The 14,275-nt window shown below is 67.9% G+C and carries 11 protein-coding genes; 5 read left to right on the top strand and 6 right to left on the bottom strand.

Annotation, left to right across the window (positions count from 1 at the left end):
- Nucleotides 1-254 (top strand): hypothetical protein (locus C662_RS07980; protein WP_002927043.1); only part of this gene is annotated, 254 nt, incomplete at its 5' end.
- A 53-nt stretch (nucleotides 255-307) separates the two neighbouring features.
- On the opposite strand, the gene purT is transcribed toward C662_RS07980, so the two are convergent.
- The 5 genes from purT to C662_RS08005 all read right to left on the bottom strand — a co-directional run bounded on the left by purT (nucleotide 308) and on the right by C662_RS08005 (nucleotide 7,084).
- Nucleotides 308-1,507 (bottom strand): formate-dependent phosphoribosylglycinamide formyltransferase, encoded by a 1,200-nt coding sequence (gene purT / locus C662_RS07985; RefSeq protein WP_002927044.1) that lies wholly within the window; start codon nucleotides 1,505-1,507, stop codon nucleotides 308-310.
- 253 nt (nucleotides 1,508-1,760) lie between these two features.
- Nucleotides 1,761-2,102, bottom strand: a complete 342-nt coding sequence (locus C662_RS07990) for a hypothetical protein (RefSeq protein ID WP_002927048.1) — start codon at nucleotides 2,100-2,102, stop codon at nucleotides 1,761-1,763.
- A 74-nt stretch (nucleotides 2,103-2,176) separates the two neighbouring features.
- Entirely contained in the window at nucleotides 2,177-3,385 is a 1,209-nt protein-coding gene (locus C662_RS07995) for a DNA recombination protein RmuC (protein WP_232431413.1), read from the bottom strand.
- Nucleotides 3,386-3,402: 17 nt separating this feature from the next.
- The gene (locus C662_RS08000; RefSeq protein WP_002927056.1) at nucleotides 3,403-5,901 is read right to left on the bottom strand and encodes an ABC transporter permease; all 2,499 of its coding nucleotides are present in this window, start codon (nucleotides 5,899-5,901) and stop codon (nucleotides 3,403-3,405) included.
- A 10-nt stretch (nucleotides 5,902-5,911) separates the two neighbouring features.
- A complete protein-coding gene (locus C662_RS08005; protein WP_002927057.1) occupies nucleotides 5,912-7,084 on the bottom strand; it encodes a M20 aminoacylase family protein in 1,173 nt (390 codons plus the stop codon).
- 220 nt (nucleotides 7,085-7,304) lie between these two features.
- On the opposite strand from C662_RS08005, the gene dbpA reads away from it, so the two are divergent.
- The 3 genes from dbpA to C662_RS08025 all read left to right on the top strand — a co-directional run bounded on the left by dbpA (nucleotide 7,305) and on the right by C662_RS08025 (nucleotide 10,586).
- Nucleotides 7,305-8,723, top strand: coding sequence for an ATP-dependent RNA helicase DbpA (gene dbpA / locus C662_RS08015; protein ID WP_002927059.1), 1,419 nt, complete (start codon nucleotides 7,305-7,307; stop codon nucleotides 8,721-8,723).
- Nucleotides 8,724-8,748: 25 nt separating this feature from the next.
- Complete coding sequence (locus tag C662_RS08020; protein ID WP_002927062.1) at nucleotides 8,749-9,669, top strand: histone deacetylase family protein; 921 nt, start codon at nucleotides 8,749-8,751, stop codon at nucleotides 9,667-9,669.
- An 80-nt stretch (nucleotides 9,670-9,749) separates the two neighbouring features.
- A complete protein-coding gene (locus C662_RS08025) occupies nucleotides 9,750-10,586 on the top strand; it encodes a DUF429 domain-containing protein (RefSeq protein WP_002927063.1) in 837 nt (278 codons plus the stop codon).
- A 1-nt stretch (nucleotide 10,587) separates the two neighbouring features.
- On the opposite strand, the gene C662_RS08030 is transcribed toward C662_RS08025, so the two are convergent.
- The gene (locus tag C662_RS08030) at nucleotides 10,588-11,124 is read right to left on the bottom strand and encodes a PadR family transcriptional regulator (protein WP_002927064.1); all 537 of its coding nucleotides are present in this window, start codon (nucleotides 11,122-11,124) and stop codon (nucleotides 10,588-10,590) included.
- A gap of 200 nt (nucleotides 11,125-11,324) precedes the next feature.
- On the opposite strand from C662_RS08030, the gene C662_RS08035 reads away from it, so the two are divergent.
- Complete coding sequence (locus tag C662_RS08035; RefSeq protein WP_002927065.1) at nucleotides 11,325-14,231, top strand: crotonase/enoyl-CoA hydratase family protein; 2,907 nt, start codon at nucleotides 11,325-11,327, stop codon at nucleotides 14,229-14,231.
- Nucleotides 14,232-14,275: the final 44 nt, after the last annotated feature.

The following is a 14,275-nucleotide window of genomic DNA, read 5'->3' on the forward strand; positions in this document are numbered from 1 at the left end:
CGGACTCCCCCGCCCCCCCCGCCCCAGCCGATCTATTCACGATCATCGTCGGCGACCACCAGCCGATCGGCTCGGTCACCGGCCCGAATCAGCCATGGGACGTGCCCATCCACATCGTCAGCCACAATCGCAGGCTGTTGGCGCATTTCGAGGCCGCAGGCTTTGTCCCTGGCCTGGTGCCGCCAGCGACGCCTTTCGGCCCCATGCACGCCATCACGCCGCTGCTCATCGAGGCGTTTGCAAGCCCACCCTGACACAGCCACAGCGCAAGCCAGCCGCATGCATAAACGCGCCAGGCGCTGGCCGCTCAGCCCGCGACCGGCCTGACCCTGCCCGCTGCCCGCTTGGCGCGCGCACGCGCCTCCTCGACGTCCGCGCCGTTGGCGACTGCGACGCCCATGCGGCGCTTGACGAAGGACTCGGGCTTGCCGAACAGGCGCAGATCGCTGCGCGGCACGGCGAGCGCCTCGGCGACGCCCTCGTAGCGCAGCGCCCCGGCATCGACGCCGCCGTAGATCACCGCCGACGCACCCGGCTCGCGCAGCGCGGTATCCACCGGCAAGCCGAGGATGGCACGGGCGTGGAGCTCGAACTCGGAGAAGCGCTGCGAGCACAGCGTGACCAGGCCGGTATCGTGCGGCCGTGGGCTCACTTCGGAGAACCACACCTGATCGCCGCGCACGAACAGCTCGACGCCGAACAGCCCGCGTCCGCCCAGGTTGCCCGTGACCGCAGCGGCGATCTCTTGTGAGCGCGCCAGCGCCGCCGGGCTCATCGCCTGCGGCTGCCACGACTCGACGTAGTCGCCCGCCACCTGCACATGGCCGATCGGCTCGCAGAAGTAGGTGCGGACCTCGCCGCCGGCATCGCGGGCACGCACCGTGAGCAGGGTGATCTCGTACTCGAAGTCGATGAAGCCTTCGACGATGACGCGCCCCTGATTGACCCTACCGCCGGCCGCGGCATGGTCCCAGGCCTTCTTCACGTCGTCCGGCCCGCGCAGCAGCGACTGCCCCTTGCCCGAGGACGACATCACCGGCTTGACGATGCAGGGATAGCCGATGCCGCCGTCGATTGCAGCCTGCAACTCGTCGAGCGAATCAGCGAAGCGGTAAGGCGAGGTGGGCAGGCCGAGGGTCTCGGCAGCCAGGCGGCGGATGCCCTCGCGGTTCATGGTGAGCTGGGTGGCGCGCGCCGTGGGAATGACCTCGGCGAGGCCGGCGGCCTCGATCTCGGCGAGCATGTCGGTCGCGATGGCCTCGATCTCCGGTACGACCAAGTGTGGGCGCTCCTGCTCGATCAGCGCACGCAGGGCCGCGCCGTCGGTCATCGGGATCACATGGGCACGATGGGCGACCTGATGGCCGGGTGCGTTGGCGTAGCGATCGACGGCGATGACTTCGACGCCCAGGCGCTGCAAGGCGATGATCACCTCCTTGCCGAGCTCGCCGGCGCCGAGCAGCATCACGCGCAACGCGGAGGGTGAAAGCGGGGTACCGAGGTCCATGCGGGCTCTCCTTGTCGGTATGGGGAACGCCGCATGTTAATACGCCACGCGTTCAGGCACGCGGAATCTGCGCCGGCTGCGAGGCTCTGCAACAGAGGCGCCGAGCTCGAAAGCTCGCGGCTTGCGCCGCTTCTACACGGGACGCATCGTGCATTTGGCTTTGCTGTGGGAGCGGCGCGAGCCGCGAGGGGTTAAAGGCGACGCGCAGCGCATACCCAGCGCAAAAAAAAAGACCCTGCGCGCTGCGATTGCCCTACTCGCGACGCTCGGCCGAATCGAGCGGCCCCCAGTGGGCATCGACGGGCACAGCCTCCTCGGCAGCCTGAGGGCGCTCGAAGCGGTACAGCAGGGCCTTGCACTTGGCGCAGGACACGAAGCGCTGGCTGTCCTTGCCGTGGCTAAGGCCTTCCTCCTTGAGATCGACAGCCCCGCAGGCGTGACACGAGGGCTCCGCCTGGCCGTGCGCCTGCAGGTAAACGTCAAGCTCGGGGAGCGCGCGCTTGGCTTTCTCGTGCTTGTGAAAAACGCGCATGATCATCCACATGGAGAAGAACACAGCCATGATGAAGAGGACCGGCAGAGGGAAGTCAGACATCGTGAGGGCAATCCGGGCGGGTTCTTGACCCCGCCGACCTTAGCGGAAGGCTGCTCCGCATTCCCTGTTCGAGGTCAAGTTTGGCGGCCCCCGCCAGCCTCCCCAGTCTCGCCATCTTCAAGCTGCACCGACTCGATCTTCTGGAAGTGCGCACTGATCTTGCGGCTGGAGGTCTGCACGTCCTGCACGTCGCGGCTGGCCTGCTCGATGTGGCGGGCGAGCGCCGCCATGCGCTCGTCGAAGCGGTGAAAATCCTTCGCCAGCTTGCCGAGCGCGTCCTGGATGACGTGGATCTGCTTGCGCGTCTCGACGTCCTTGAGCACGGCACGCGCGGTGTTGAGGACCGCCATCAGCGTGGTCGGCGACACGATCCACACCCGGCGCTGCTGGGCGTGGGCGACGAGCTCGGGGTGGTAGGCATGGATCTCGGCGAACACCGCCTCGGCCGGCAGGAACATCACCGCACCGTCCGAGGTCACCCCGGGCAGGATGTATTTGTCGGCGATGGCGTCGATATGGCGACGCACATCGGCGCGGAAGGCGGTCTGCGCGGCGCGCCGCTCCAGCCCGCCCGCATCTGCATCGAACATGCGCTGGTAGTTCTCCAGCGGGAACTTGGCATCCACTGCTACATCCCCGGTCGGCGCCGGCAGGCTGAGCAGGCAATCGACACGGCTGCCATTGGGCAGCGCTGCCTGGAAGGCAAAGGCATCGGGCGGCAGGATGTTCTGCACCAGGGCCTCGAGCTGGACCTCGCCGAAGGCGCCGCGGGCGCGCTTGTCGCCGAGCAGCGCCTGCAGGCTGACCACGTTGGTGGTCAGGCCGTCGATCTTCTTCTGCGCTTCGTCGATGGTGGCCAGGCGCGCCATCACGCTGGCGAAGGTCTCATTGGTCTTGCGAAAGCCCTCGTCCAGGCGCTGGCTGACCTGGCCCGACAAGGTGTCGAGGCGGCCGTCGACGCTCTGCGTCAACGCCTGCATGCCGCGCGACAACTGCATGGAGGCGGCTGTAAGCCCGCGCTGCAGCAGTTCGCGGTCGGCACGGGCGTGCTCGCCGATGCGATCGGTCTGGCGCGCCAGACCCTCATGCAGATCACGCAGGATCTCGCGGTGCTGCGCGCCTAGGCGCTGCTCGAGCTGTTCGGCAAGCACCTCGGACAGCTCGCCCTGCAAGCGGCGCTCGCTGCCGAAGCTGCGCGCCAGCAACCACGCCAGCGCAATCAGCGCCAGCAGCAACAAACCACCCAGCAGCATCTCCGCCTGGGTCAGCGTCAACGTCCCGATCTGCAAGCCCGCGCTCCTCAGGCCAGCGCACGCAAGCTGGCCAGCGGCGGGCGCGACAGCAGCTTGCGCGTACCCAGCCAGCCGCCGGCCACCACGCCAGCCGTGCCCAGCAGCACGGCCACCACGACCGGCGCCAGCGCAGGGACATAGGCCATGCGGAAAACCTGCTCGGCGAGCAGCCAGCCGATCGCGCTCGCCCCCACGCCCGCGAGTATGCCCGCCACGCTGCCGAGCACGAGGAACTCGGCGAGCAAGGCCTGGCGAACCTGGCGGTTGCGCGCGCCCAGCGTGCGCAGCATGGCGAGCTCGTACTCGCGCTCGTCGTGGGTCGACTGCAGGGCCGCATACAGCACCACCAGTCCCGCCAGCACCGCAAAGCCGAACACGAACTGCACGATCAGGATCAGCTTGTCAGTCATCGACTGCACCTGGGCGACCACCGCGGCGATGTCGATCACGGTGAGGTTGGGGAAGGCGCTGATCAGCCGGGTGGTGAAATCGTGGCGCTCGGCGGGCAGATGGAAGCTGGTGATCAGGCTGGCGGGATACGTCTCGAGCAGCCCCTCTGAGGCGATGAAGAAGAAATTGACCCGCATCGAATCCCACTCCAGCGTGCGCACGCTGGTGATCGGAGCCTCGACGCGCTCACCGGCAATCTCGAAGGTCACGCGGTCGCCGAGCTTGAGCCCGAAGGTCTGCGCCAGGCCGACTTCGACCGAGAACTGCGGCTCGCGCGCAGCGCCATGCCAGCGCCCGGCGCTGACCACGTTGGCGTCCGGCAGCGCGGCAGCATAGGACAGGTTGAACTCGCGCTCTGCCAGCCGCCGGGTGCGCTGGTCCTCAAACGCCTCGGGCGCGATCGGCGTGCCGTTGATGGCGACCATGCGGCCACGGATCATCGGCTGAATCGCCGGCTCGGGCAGCCCCTCGGCACCGAACAACGCGGCCACGCCCTGACGCTGGTCGGGCTGGATGTTGATGACGAAGCGGTTGGGCGCATCCGCCGGCGCCATGGCGCGCCAGTTGTCGAGCAGGTCGCCGCGCACCAGGGTCAGCAACAGCAGCGCGGTCATGCCCAGGCCGAGCGCCGCCGCCTGCACGACGCTGCCGCCCATGCGCCGGCCGAGCGCAGCCACACCGTAACGCCAGCCGCCGCCACGCAGGCTGCCCTGCCCCTTCAGCCGCCCGGCCAGGTGCAGCACCCACCACGCCGCAAGCGCGAACACGCCGAGCGCGAGCGCAAAGCCGAGTGCGACCATCAGGCCAAGCCGCATATCGGCGGCGATCCAGAAGATCAACCCGAGCAAGGCCGCCAGCCCGAAGGCCCAGGCCGCGCCCGACAGCGGTTCGGCGATCTCGAACTCGCGGCGCAGCACCCTCAGCGTGCTGACCTTGTGCAGACGCAGCAGCTGAGGCAGCACGAAGCCCGCCAGCAGCGCCATGCCGACCACCAGTCCATGCGCGATCGGCAGCAAGGAGGGGGCTGGCAACTCGGTAGCGAGGATCTCGCGCAGGCCGCCCGCCAGCCCCCATTGCACGCTCCAGCCCAAGGCGGTACCGGCCAGCGCTGCAGCCAGGCCGAAGATCAGGAACTCGCCGACGACGATGCCAAGCACCTGTGCCTGGCGCGCGCCGAGCACGCGCATCACCGCGCAGCCATCGAGGTGGCGTGCCATGAAGCGGCGCGCGGACAAGCCGACTGCTACCGCGGCGAGGATCACTGCCAGCAAGGCCGCGAGGCGCAGGAAGCGCTGCGCCTGGTCGAGTGCCGCGCGCACTTCGGGGCGGGCGTTCTCCACCGTCTCCACCGCCTGCCCGCGCCCCAGGTTGTCGCGCGCCCAGCGTTCATAGGCGTCGACCGTGGTCTGCTCGCCAGCAACGTGCAGGCGCCAGGTGGCACGGCTGCCCTCGGCGATCAGGCCGGTGCGCTCGAGTTCGTCCAGGTTGAAGATCGCCCGCGGCAGCAGGCTGAAGAAGTTGGCGCCACGGTCGGACTCGAAGCTCACCATGGCGCCGACGCGGAACGCCAGCTCGCCCATGCCGACCACGTCGCCGACCTTGACCCCAAGCTCGGCGAACAGGCGCTCGTCCAACCACAGCTCGCCCGGCGCCGGCACCCTGCCCGCGACGGCATCGTCCTGGTTGGGACCCGCTGCGATACGGATGGCGCCACGCAGCGGGTAGCCATCCTCCACCACCTTGACGCCGGCCAGCGCCGCGGTTTCCTCTGTGCTCGCCATGCTGGTGAACAGCACGGTGGTGGCGACCTGCAAGCCACGGTCGCGCGCCTCGTCGGCAAACGCCGCCGGCCACGGCCGGTCGGCACGCAGCAGGAGATCGCCGCCGAGCAACTGGTTGGCCTCGCGGTCGAGCGCACGACCGACGCGGTCGGCCAGGAAGCCAACGCTGGTCAGGCTTGCCACCGCGATCACGATCGCCAGCCCGAGCAGGTGCAGTTCGCCTGCGCGCAGGTCGCGCAGCATCATGCGAGCAGCGAGCAGCAGGGTACGCATCATGTCGCCGGCCTCACTTCGCGTTGCCGAGCAGACGCCGCGCCAGCTCGCACCAATAGGCAACGCCCGCCGGCATCACCCCGTCGTTGAAGTCGTAATGCGGGTTGTGCAGCATGCAGCCACCCTCACCCGGGCCGTTACCGATCCACACATAGGCACCTGGCTTCTCCTGCAGGAAGTAGGCGAAATCCTCCGCACCCATGCTCGGTCGGCGGTCGGTGAACACGCGCTCTGGCCCCGCCACCGCACGCGCAGCCTCGGCGCACAGCGCAGCCTCGGCGGCGGTGTTGATCGTCGGCGGGTAACCGCGGCGGAACTGGAAATCCACCTCCACGCCATGGCTGCGCGCGATGCCCTCGGCAACCTGGCGCAAGCCCTGCTCCAGGCGGTCGCGCACCGCGGCGGAGAAGGTGCGTACCGTACCGCACAGCTCGGCGCGGTCGGGAATCACGTTGTAGGCCTCGCCGGCGTGGAACTGCGTGACCGACACCACGCCGGCATCGATCGGGTCGAGCACCCGGCTGACCAGGGTCTGCGCGGCCTGCACGAAGGCTGCACCCGCCACTACGGGATCGACCCCCAGATGCGGCATGGCCGCATGTGCGCCCACACCGGTGAAGCGAATATCGAAGCGGTCTGCGCTCGCCATCACCGGACCGCTGTGGATGGCGAAGCTTCCCGCCTCCATGCCCGGCCAATTGTGCATGCCGAACACGGCCTCCATCGGGAAGCGCTCGAAGAGGCCGTCGGCGATCATCGCCGGCGCCCCGCCCTCGCCTTCTTCCGCCGGCTGGAAGATCAGGTACACCGTGCCATCGAAATCCCGCCGCGCAGCCAGCGCCTCGGCCGCGCCGAGCAGCATCGTGGTGTGGCCGTCATGGCCGCAGGCGTGCATGCAGCCCTGTACGGTTGACTTGTGTGCGAACTCGTTACGCTCGGTGATCGGCAGGGCGTCCATGTCGGCACGCAGGCCGATCGCGCGCAGACCACGCCCGCCACGCACCACGCCGACCACACCCGTACCCCCGATGCCACGATGAACCTCTATGCCGAGCGCCTCGAGCTGGCGCGCGACGAGCTCGGCCGTGCGGTGCTCCTCGAAGGCGAGCTCGGGATGGGCATGGATATCGCGCCGTATGGCGGTCAGCTTGTCCTGAAGGGGGCGTACACTTTCGATGAGGCTCATGGCTGCACCGTATCGTTGTGGGTCGTTGCGGGTGTCCGAGTGTATTACAGGCGGACGGGACGGCGGCTTGCGCGGCGCGCACTTTGCCTTGCTTTCGCGGTCTGAAGCCGGCACGCAGGCGAAGTTCCCGCACCTGCAGCAACCGCGGCAGCAGACTGGCGACCCGGCAACATTTCTGCTGACTATCGCGCTTCAGGACCGATAATTGCGCATGAACGAGATGACCACCCCTTCCGCCGGGCTCCCCGCCGCGGCCTCCGACCTGCCCTTCGACAGCCTCCCACTCGCCCCAGCGATGCTGGACACCCTCCGCCAGCTCGACTACCGCACGATGACCCCGATCCAGGCCGCCAGCCTACCGCTTGCGCTTGCCGGGCACGACCTCATCGCCCAGGCCAAGACCGGCAGCGGCAAGACCGCAGCTTTCGCCCTGCCGCTGCTGGCCCGGCTGGACGTGCGCAAGCTCGCCGTGCAGGCCATGGTACTGTGCCCGACGCGCGAGCTGGCCGACCAGGTCACGCAGGAGATCCGCCGCCTGGCGCGCTTCGAAGCCAACATAAAGGTGTTGCCGCTGTGCGGCGGCACGCCGATGCGGCCCCAGCGCGACAGCCTGGAGCACGGCGCCCATGTTGTTGTCGGCACGCCCGGACGAATCATGGACCACCTTCAACGCGGCAGCCTCGTGCTTGACGAGCTCAGCACCCTGGTGCTGGACGAGGCCGACCGCATGCTGGACATGGGCTTCCACGACGACATCGCCTTCATCGCCAGCCGCTGCCCCTCGGCACGGCAGACTCTGTTGTTCTCCGCCACCTACCCCGAAGGCATCGCCACCCTGGCCGCACGCTTTCTGCGCACTCCACAGGAGGTGAAACTGCTCGAGCAGCATGCGGGCAACAAGATCCGCCAACGCTTCTACGAGATCGAGCATCCGGCGCGCCTGCAGGCGGTCGCCCGCCTGCTGCGCCACTACCGCCCCGCCAGCGCGCTGGCTTTCTGCAACACGCGACAGCAATGCCGCGAGTTGGTCGATCTGCTGCGCGCCCAAGGCTTCGCCGCCCTGGCCCTGAACGGCGAACTCGAGCAGCGCGAGCGCGATCAGGTGCTGATCCAGTTCGCCAACCGGAGTTGCTCGGTGCTGGTCGCCACCGACGTCGCCGCACGCGGGCTGGACATTGCCCAGCTCGAAGCGGTGATCAACGTCGATGTTACCCCCGACCCCGAGATCCACATCCACCGTATCGGCCGCACCGGCCGCGGCGACGAGGACGGCTGGGCGCTGAGCCTGTGCAGCAGCGCGGACAAGCGCCGCATCTCAGGCATTGCACAGGCCATGGGCTTCGAACCCGAGTGGCATGCGCTTGACGAATTGCCCGAGGACGAAAGCCTGCCCGTGCCGGCGCCGATGGTGACGCTACTGATCCTGGGCGGACGTAAGGACAAGATCCGCCCCGCCGACGTGCTCGGCGCGCTCACCGGCGAGGCTGGCTTCAGCCGCGAGCAGGTGGGCAAGATCACCGTCACCGACCAGACGACCTATGTCGCCGTCGAGCGCGCGATCGCAGGCGAGGCGGTCCGTCGCCTGTCGGCCGGCAAGCTCAAGGGAAAGAAGGTGAAGGTGCGCGCACTCGAGATCTGAACCCTTCAGCCGGACGCCAGTCATCTTGAAGCTCTACTACGCGGATCATTTCGTCCTGCCCTTGCCCGACGGGCACCGCTTTCCGATGGAGAAATACGCACTGCTGCGCCAACGCCTGCGCGACAGCGGTTTTTTTGCCGAAAACGACTTCCGCGTGCCCGCCGCGGCGAGCGACACCGAGATCCTGCGCGCCCACGACGCCGGCTACCTGGCGAGGGTTGTGGCCGGCACGCTGGACGCAGCCGAGGTGCGGCGCATCGGCTTTCCGTGGACTGCCGCGATGGTCGAGCGCTCGCGCCGCTCGGCCGGGGCCACGCTCGCTGCTTGCCGCAGTGCGCTCGATGGCGAGGGCGGCAGCGCCTGCGCCGCCAACCTGGCCGGCGGCACCCACCACGCACACCGCGACTTTGGCTCGGGCTTCTGCGTGTTCAACGACGCCGCCATCGCCGCACTGGCGATGCGCGCCGAAGGCCGCGTCCGCCGCGTCGCCATCGTCGACTGCGACGTTCATCAGGGCGACGGCACCGCCACCATCCTCGCCGACTCACCCGAGATCTTCACTTGCAGCCTGCATGGCGCGAAGAACTTCCCTTTCCGCAAGCAGGCGAGCGACCTCGATATCGAACTGGCCGACGACACCGGCGACGAGGACTACCTCGCCGCGCTCGACGATGCGCTCGACACCGTGTTCAACCACGCGCGCCCCGAACTGGTGATCTACCTCGCCGGCGCCGACCCCTACGCAGGCGACCGCCTGGGCCGCCTGGCGCTCAGCATCGAAGGGCTGAAGACCCGCGACGAACGCGTACTCGGCACCTGCCGGGCAGCCGGCGTGCCGGTTGCGGTGGCGATGGCAGGCGGCTATGCGCAGCCGATCGAGGACACGGTGACGGTACATTTCAACACCGTGCACACCGCGGCGCGCATCTTCGGCGGGCGCCGCTGAGCCGGTCCGGCCCCTTGCGTCAGCCATAGCCATGGCTTCAACCCGGCCGACCGGTCTGCACACTCAACAGGAAACTGCCCGTGACACTACCTGCGCTCAGGCTGCTCGGCGTCGACTTCACCTCCGCGCCCCGCCGGGCCAAGCCGATCACTGTCGCCCACGGCCACCTGGCCGGTGCAAGTGTGACGCTCGACCGTTTCGAATTGTGCGAGGACTGGCCCTCCTTCGAAGCCGTGCTGGCGCGCCCTGGTCCCTGGCTGGGCGCCTTCGACTTTCCCTTCGGCCTGCCACGCGAAGCCGTAATCGACCTCGGCTGGCCGCAGGTCTGGCCGGCACTGGTACGCCACTGTGCAGACCTCGGCAAGCCAGGCTTTCGCGCCGCACTGGACGCTTACCGCGAGTCACGCCCCGTCGGCCAGCGCTACGCCCACCGTGCCACAGACCTGCCTGCGCGTTCCCACAGCCCACTCAAGCTGGTCAACCCACCGGTGGGGCTGATGTTCCTGGAAGGCGCAGCCCGCCTGCTCGCCGCAGGCGTACATCTGCCCGGCCTGCATGACGGCGACCCACAGCGCGTGGCCATCGAGGCCTACCCCGGACTGCTCGCCCGGCGCACCACCACTGCGTCGTACAAGAGCGACGAGCGCCGCAGGCAGACCGCGGAGCGGCGCGCGGCACGGGAGGGCATCGTCGATGCGCTGAGTTCTCGACCAGCAGGCGTTGCCGGCAAAGACGATGCCGGCGGCCTGCATGCGACAAGGACACAGCGCGAAGCCTTGATCGATGACGCCAGCGGCGATCTGCTCGATGCCGCACTCGCCCTGATGCAGGCAGCCGCCGCAGCGCGCGCGGGCCCGCCGCTGTTCGGCCTACCCGCCGGGATGGACCCGCTGGAAGGATGGATCGCCGGCTGCTAGCTCAGTCTTCGGAGAGCATCTGCAGCGCCTCGTCGTACCATGCGATCCAGTTCTGTTCGTACTGGATGCCGGCCTTGAGGATGAGATGGTGGATGCGGCGCTGGCGCGTGGGCTCGGCTTCGGACGGAAAATCACGCGCTTCGATGGCACGGTAGGCGTGCAGTTTGTCGGCGTGAAGCGAACGACGGCGCTCGAGCTCGGGGCGCAAGCCAAACGGTCCGGCCACGGCATCGGCGCGCAGGCGCACCATGAACTCGTCGCGCAACTCAGGCAGGGGCCCAGCCTCGCCAGCCCATCGGGCCAGCTCCTCGCGACCAGCAGGCAGCACGGTGTAACTGCGCTTGCGGGTGCGGCCGGCGTCGGGGTCGGCGTCGGATCGGATCCAGCCTGCCTTTTCCATCCGACCCAGCTCACGGTAGATCTGCTGGTGCGTCGCCTGCCAGAAATGGCCGATGGACTTGTCGAAGCGCCGTGCCAGTTCATAGCCGGACGAGGGCTGTTCGAGCAGCGAAGTGAGCAGTGCGTGGCAGAGCGACATGGCGCGAGTCTAAACGCCGCATCGCAAACCATGCAACGCGTTGCATGGTTAAGCAGGATCTTCTACATTAATGCAACTGGTTGCATAGGCGTACCGTGACACCTCCGCGGTCCGCACGCTTCTCCCTCCCCTCTGGCGGGCGGGCCATTCACGACGCGCCCATGCAACCAGCCCCACCCATAAAGAATGCGAGCGAGACGATGGCCACCTACACGAACCTGTTCCGCCCCCTGGACCTCGGCTTTACCACGCTGCCCAACCGCTTCCTGATGGGCTCGATGCACGTCGGCCTGGAAGAGACCGAGGGTGGCTTCGAGCGCATGGCTGCCTTCTATGGCGAGCGCGTGCGCGGCGGCGTAGCCCTGATCGTGACCGGCGGCATCGCCCCCAACGCCGAGGGCCGGCCATGGAGCGGCGGCGCCACACTGACCACGTCGGAAGAAGCCACCCGCCACCGCGTGGTGACCGATGCAGTCCATCGCGAGGGCGGCAAGATCGCCATGCAGATCCTGCACTTCGGCCGTTACGCCTACCACCCGGAGCTGGTCGCACCCAGCCCGATCCAGGCGCCGATCTCACCGTTCGTACCGCGCGAGCTGTCCGCCGCCGATGTCGAGCGCACGATCGAGGATTTCGTGCGCTGCGCCGAGCTCGCCCGCGAGGCCGGCTACGACGGGGTGGAGATCATGGGCTCCGAGGGTTATCTGATCAACGAGTTCATCGTCGCTCACACCAACAAGCGGAGCGACGAATGGGGCGGCCCCTACGAGAACCGCATTCGCTTCGCCACCGAGATCGTTCGTCGAACGCGCGCGCGCCTCGGGCGCGACTTCATCATCATCTACCGGCTTTCGATGCTGGACCTGATCGAGGACGGCTCGAACTTCGAGGAGGTCGTTCAGCTCGCACAGGCAATCGAGGCAGCCGGTGCCACGCTCATCAACAGCGGCATCGGCTGGCACGAGGCGCGCATCCCCACCATCGCAACCTGTGTGCCACGCGCTGGCTTCGCCTGGGTGACGCAGAAGCTGAAGGACCACGTCCGCATTCCGTTGATCGCCACTAACCGCATCAACACACCCGAGATTGCCGAAGGCATTCTTGCCGAGGGTAAGGCGGACATGGTGTCGATGGCCCGCCCCTTCCTCGCCGACCCCGATTTTGTGAACAAGGCGGCCGCCGGGCGCGGCGCCGACATCAACACCTGCATCGCCTGCAACCAGGCCTGCCTGGACCACACGTTCAACGGCAAGGTGACCTCCTGCCTGGTCAATCCGCGTGCCTGCCACGAGACCGAACTGGTGATCGAGCCCACCAGCTCGTCGCGCAGCATCGCGGTAGTCGGTGCCGGCCCGGCGGGCCTGGCCTTCGCCACCACCGCAGCCGAACGTGGCCACAAGGTCACCCTGTTCGAGGCCGGGGCTCGCATCGGCGGGCAGTTCAATATCGCGATGCAGATCCCCGGCAAGGAGGAGTTCTCGGAGACGCTACGCTACTTCGGCCGTCGCATCGAGCAGACCGGCGTCGTGCTCAAGCTCAACACCCGTGTCTCCGCCGCCGAGTTGGCCGGGAAGTTCGACGAAGTGGTGCTCGCCACCGGCATCGTTCCCCGCCAGCCCGACATCGAGGGCGTGGACCATCCCAAGGTACTCGGCTACCTCGACGTACTCAGGGACAAGAAGCCCGTCGGCCGCCGCGTGGCCATCCTCGGGGCAGGCGGCATCGGTTTCGACGTCGCCGAGTACCTCAGCCACGCAGGCGTGAGCCCGAGCCTGGAGGCATCGAAGTTCTTTGCCGAATGGGGCATCGATGCACGTTACGCGCGCCGCGGCGGGCTCATGACGCCCCAACTCGAAGCCGCCCCGCGTGAGATCGTGCTGCTGCAGCGCAAGACCAGCAAGGTCGGCGAGGGCCTGGGCAAGACCACCGGCTGGATCCACCGCACCGCGCTGAAGAACCGCGGCGTGAAGATGATCCCAGGCGTCACCTACCACCGCATCGACGACGCTGGCCTGCATGTGACGATCGGCGGCAAGGACGAGATCTTTCCGGTCGACAACGTGATCCTGTGCACCGGACAGGAACCCCAACGCGAACTTCAGGCAACCCTGCTCGAGGCCGGCATGCGGGTGCACCTGATCGGTGGCGCCGATGTCGCCGCCGAACTCGACGCCAAGCGCGCAATCAAGCAGGGGATGGAACTGGCCGCGACGATCGAGAACAGCTCGGCACTCACCCCTGCAGCGTCAACGCCTGGCCAACTTGGTGCTGCGGCCACCCGCAGCATCCCCCTGCCCCAGCTCGATACCCTGCGCATCGCCATCGAAGGCAAGGTGGCCGTGCTAACCCTGAACCGCCCCGACAAGGCGAACGCGATGAACCTGCAGATGTGGCACGACATCCGCACCGCGATGCAATGGGTCGACCGCACGACCGCGGTGCGTGTGGCGATGGTGCATGGTGCAGGCGACAACTTCTGCGCGGGGATCGACCTGCAAATGATGATGAGCATCCTGCCCAGCGTGAAGGATGCTTGCGAGGCCCGTACGCGCGAGAACCTGCGCAATCTCATCATCGACCTCCAGGACACACTGAGCAGTCTTGAGCGCTGCCGCAAACCGATACTCGCCGCCATCCACGGCGCCTGCGTCGGTGGCGGAGTGGACCTGGTCGCCTGCGCCGACATGCGTTACTGCTCGGCAGACGCGAAATTCTCGGTCAAGGAGATCGACCTCGGCATGGTCGCCGACGTCGGCAGCCTGCAGCGCCTGCCACGCCTGATAGGCGACGGCATGGTGCGCGAACTTGCCTACACCGGACGCAAGGTGGACGGCGCGGAGGCTGCGCGCATCGGCTTGGTCAATCGGGTCTTCGATAACCCTTCTGCCCTGCTGGAGGGGGTGCTGCAGATCGCTCACGCAATCGCCAGCAAGTCACCACTGGCGATCCGCGGCACCAAGGACATGCTCAACTACGCCCGCGACCATAGCGTTGCCGACGGTCTCGACCGTGTTGCAACCTGGAACGCCGCAATGCTGATGTCCGAAGACCTGCAGGCTGCGATCCGCGCCGGGATGACGCGTCAGGCACCGACGTTCAGGGACTGAGCGCGCCGAAGCCGAAGCCGAAGCCGAAAATGGCAGGGCCCGGG

The organism is Thauera sp. 28 (assembly GCF_000310145.2).
Lineage (GTDB): Bacteria > Pseudomonadota > Gammaproteobacteria > Burkholderiales > Rhodocyclaceae > Thauera > Thauera mechernichensis.

Bases quoted from the DNA above. Each gene is read 5' to 3' on its own strand.
- purT (WP_002927044.1), bottom strand. From the start codon at position 1,507: ATGGACCTCGGTACCCCGCTTTCACCCTCCGCGTTGCGCGTGATGCTG.
- C662_RS07990 (WP_002927048.1), bottom strand. From the start codon at position 2,102: ATGTCTGACTTCCCTCTGCCGGTCCTCTTCATCATGGCTGTGTTCTTC.
- C662_RS08000 (WP_002927056.1), bottom strand. From the start codon at position 5,901: ATGATGCGTACCCTGCTGCTCGCTGCTCGCATGATGCTGCGCGACCTG.
- C662_RS08005 (WP_002927057.1), bottom strand. From the start codon at position 7,084: ATGAGCCTCATCGAAAGTGTACGCCCCCTTCAGGACAAGCTGACCGCC.
- dbpA (WP_002927059.1), top strand. From the start codon at position 7,305: ATGACCACCCCTTCCGCCGGGCTCCCCGCCGCGGCCTCCGACCTGCCC.
- C662_RS08030 (WP_002927064.1), bottom strand. From the start codon at position 11,124: ATGTCGCTCTGCCACGCACTGCTCACTTCGCTGCTCGAACAGCCCTCG.
- C662_RS08035 (WP_002927065.1), top strand. From the start codon at position 11,325: ATGGCCACCTACACGAACCTGTTCCGCCCCCTGGACCTCGGCTTTACC.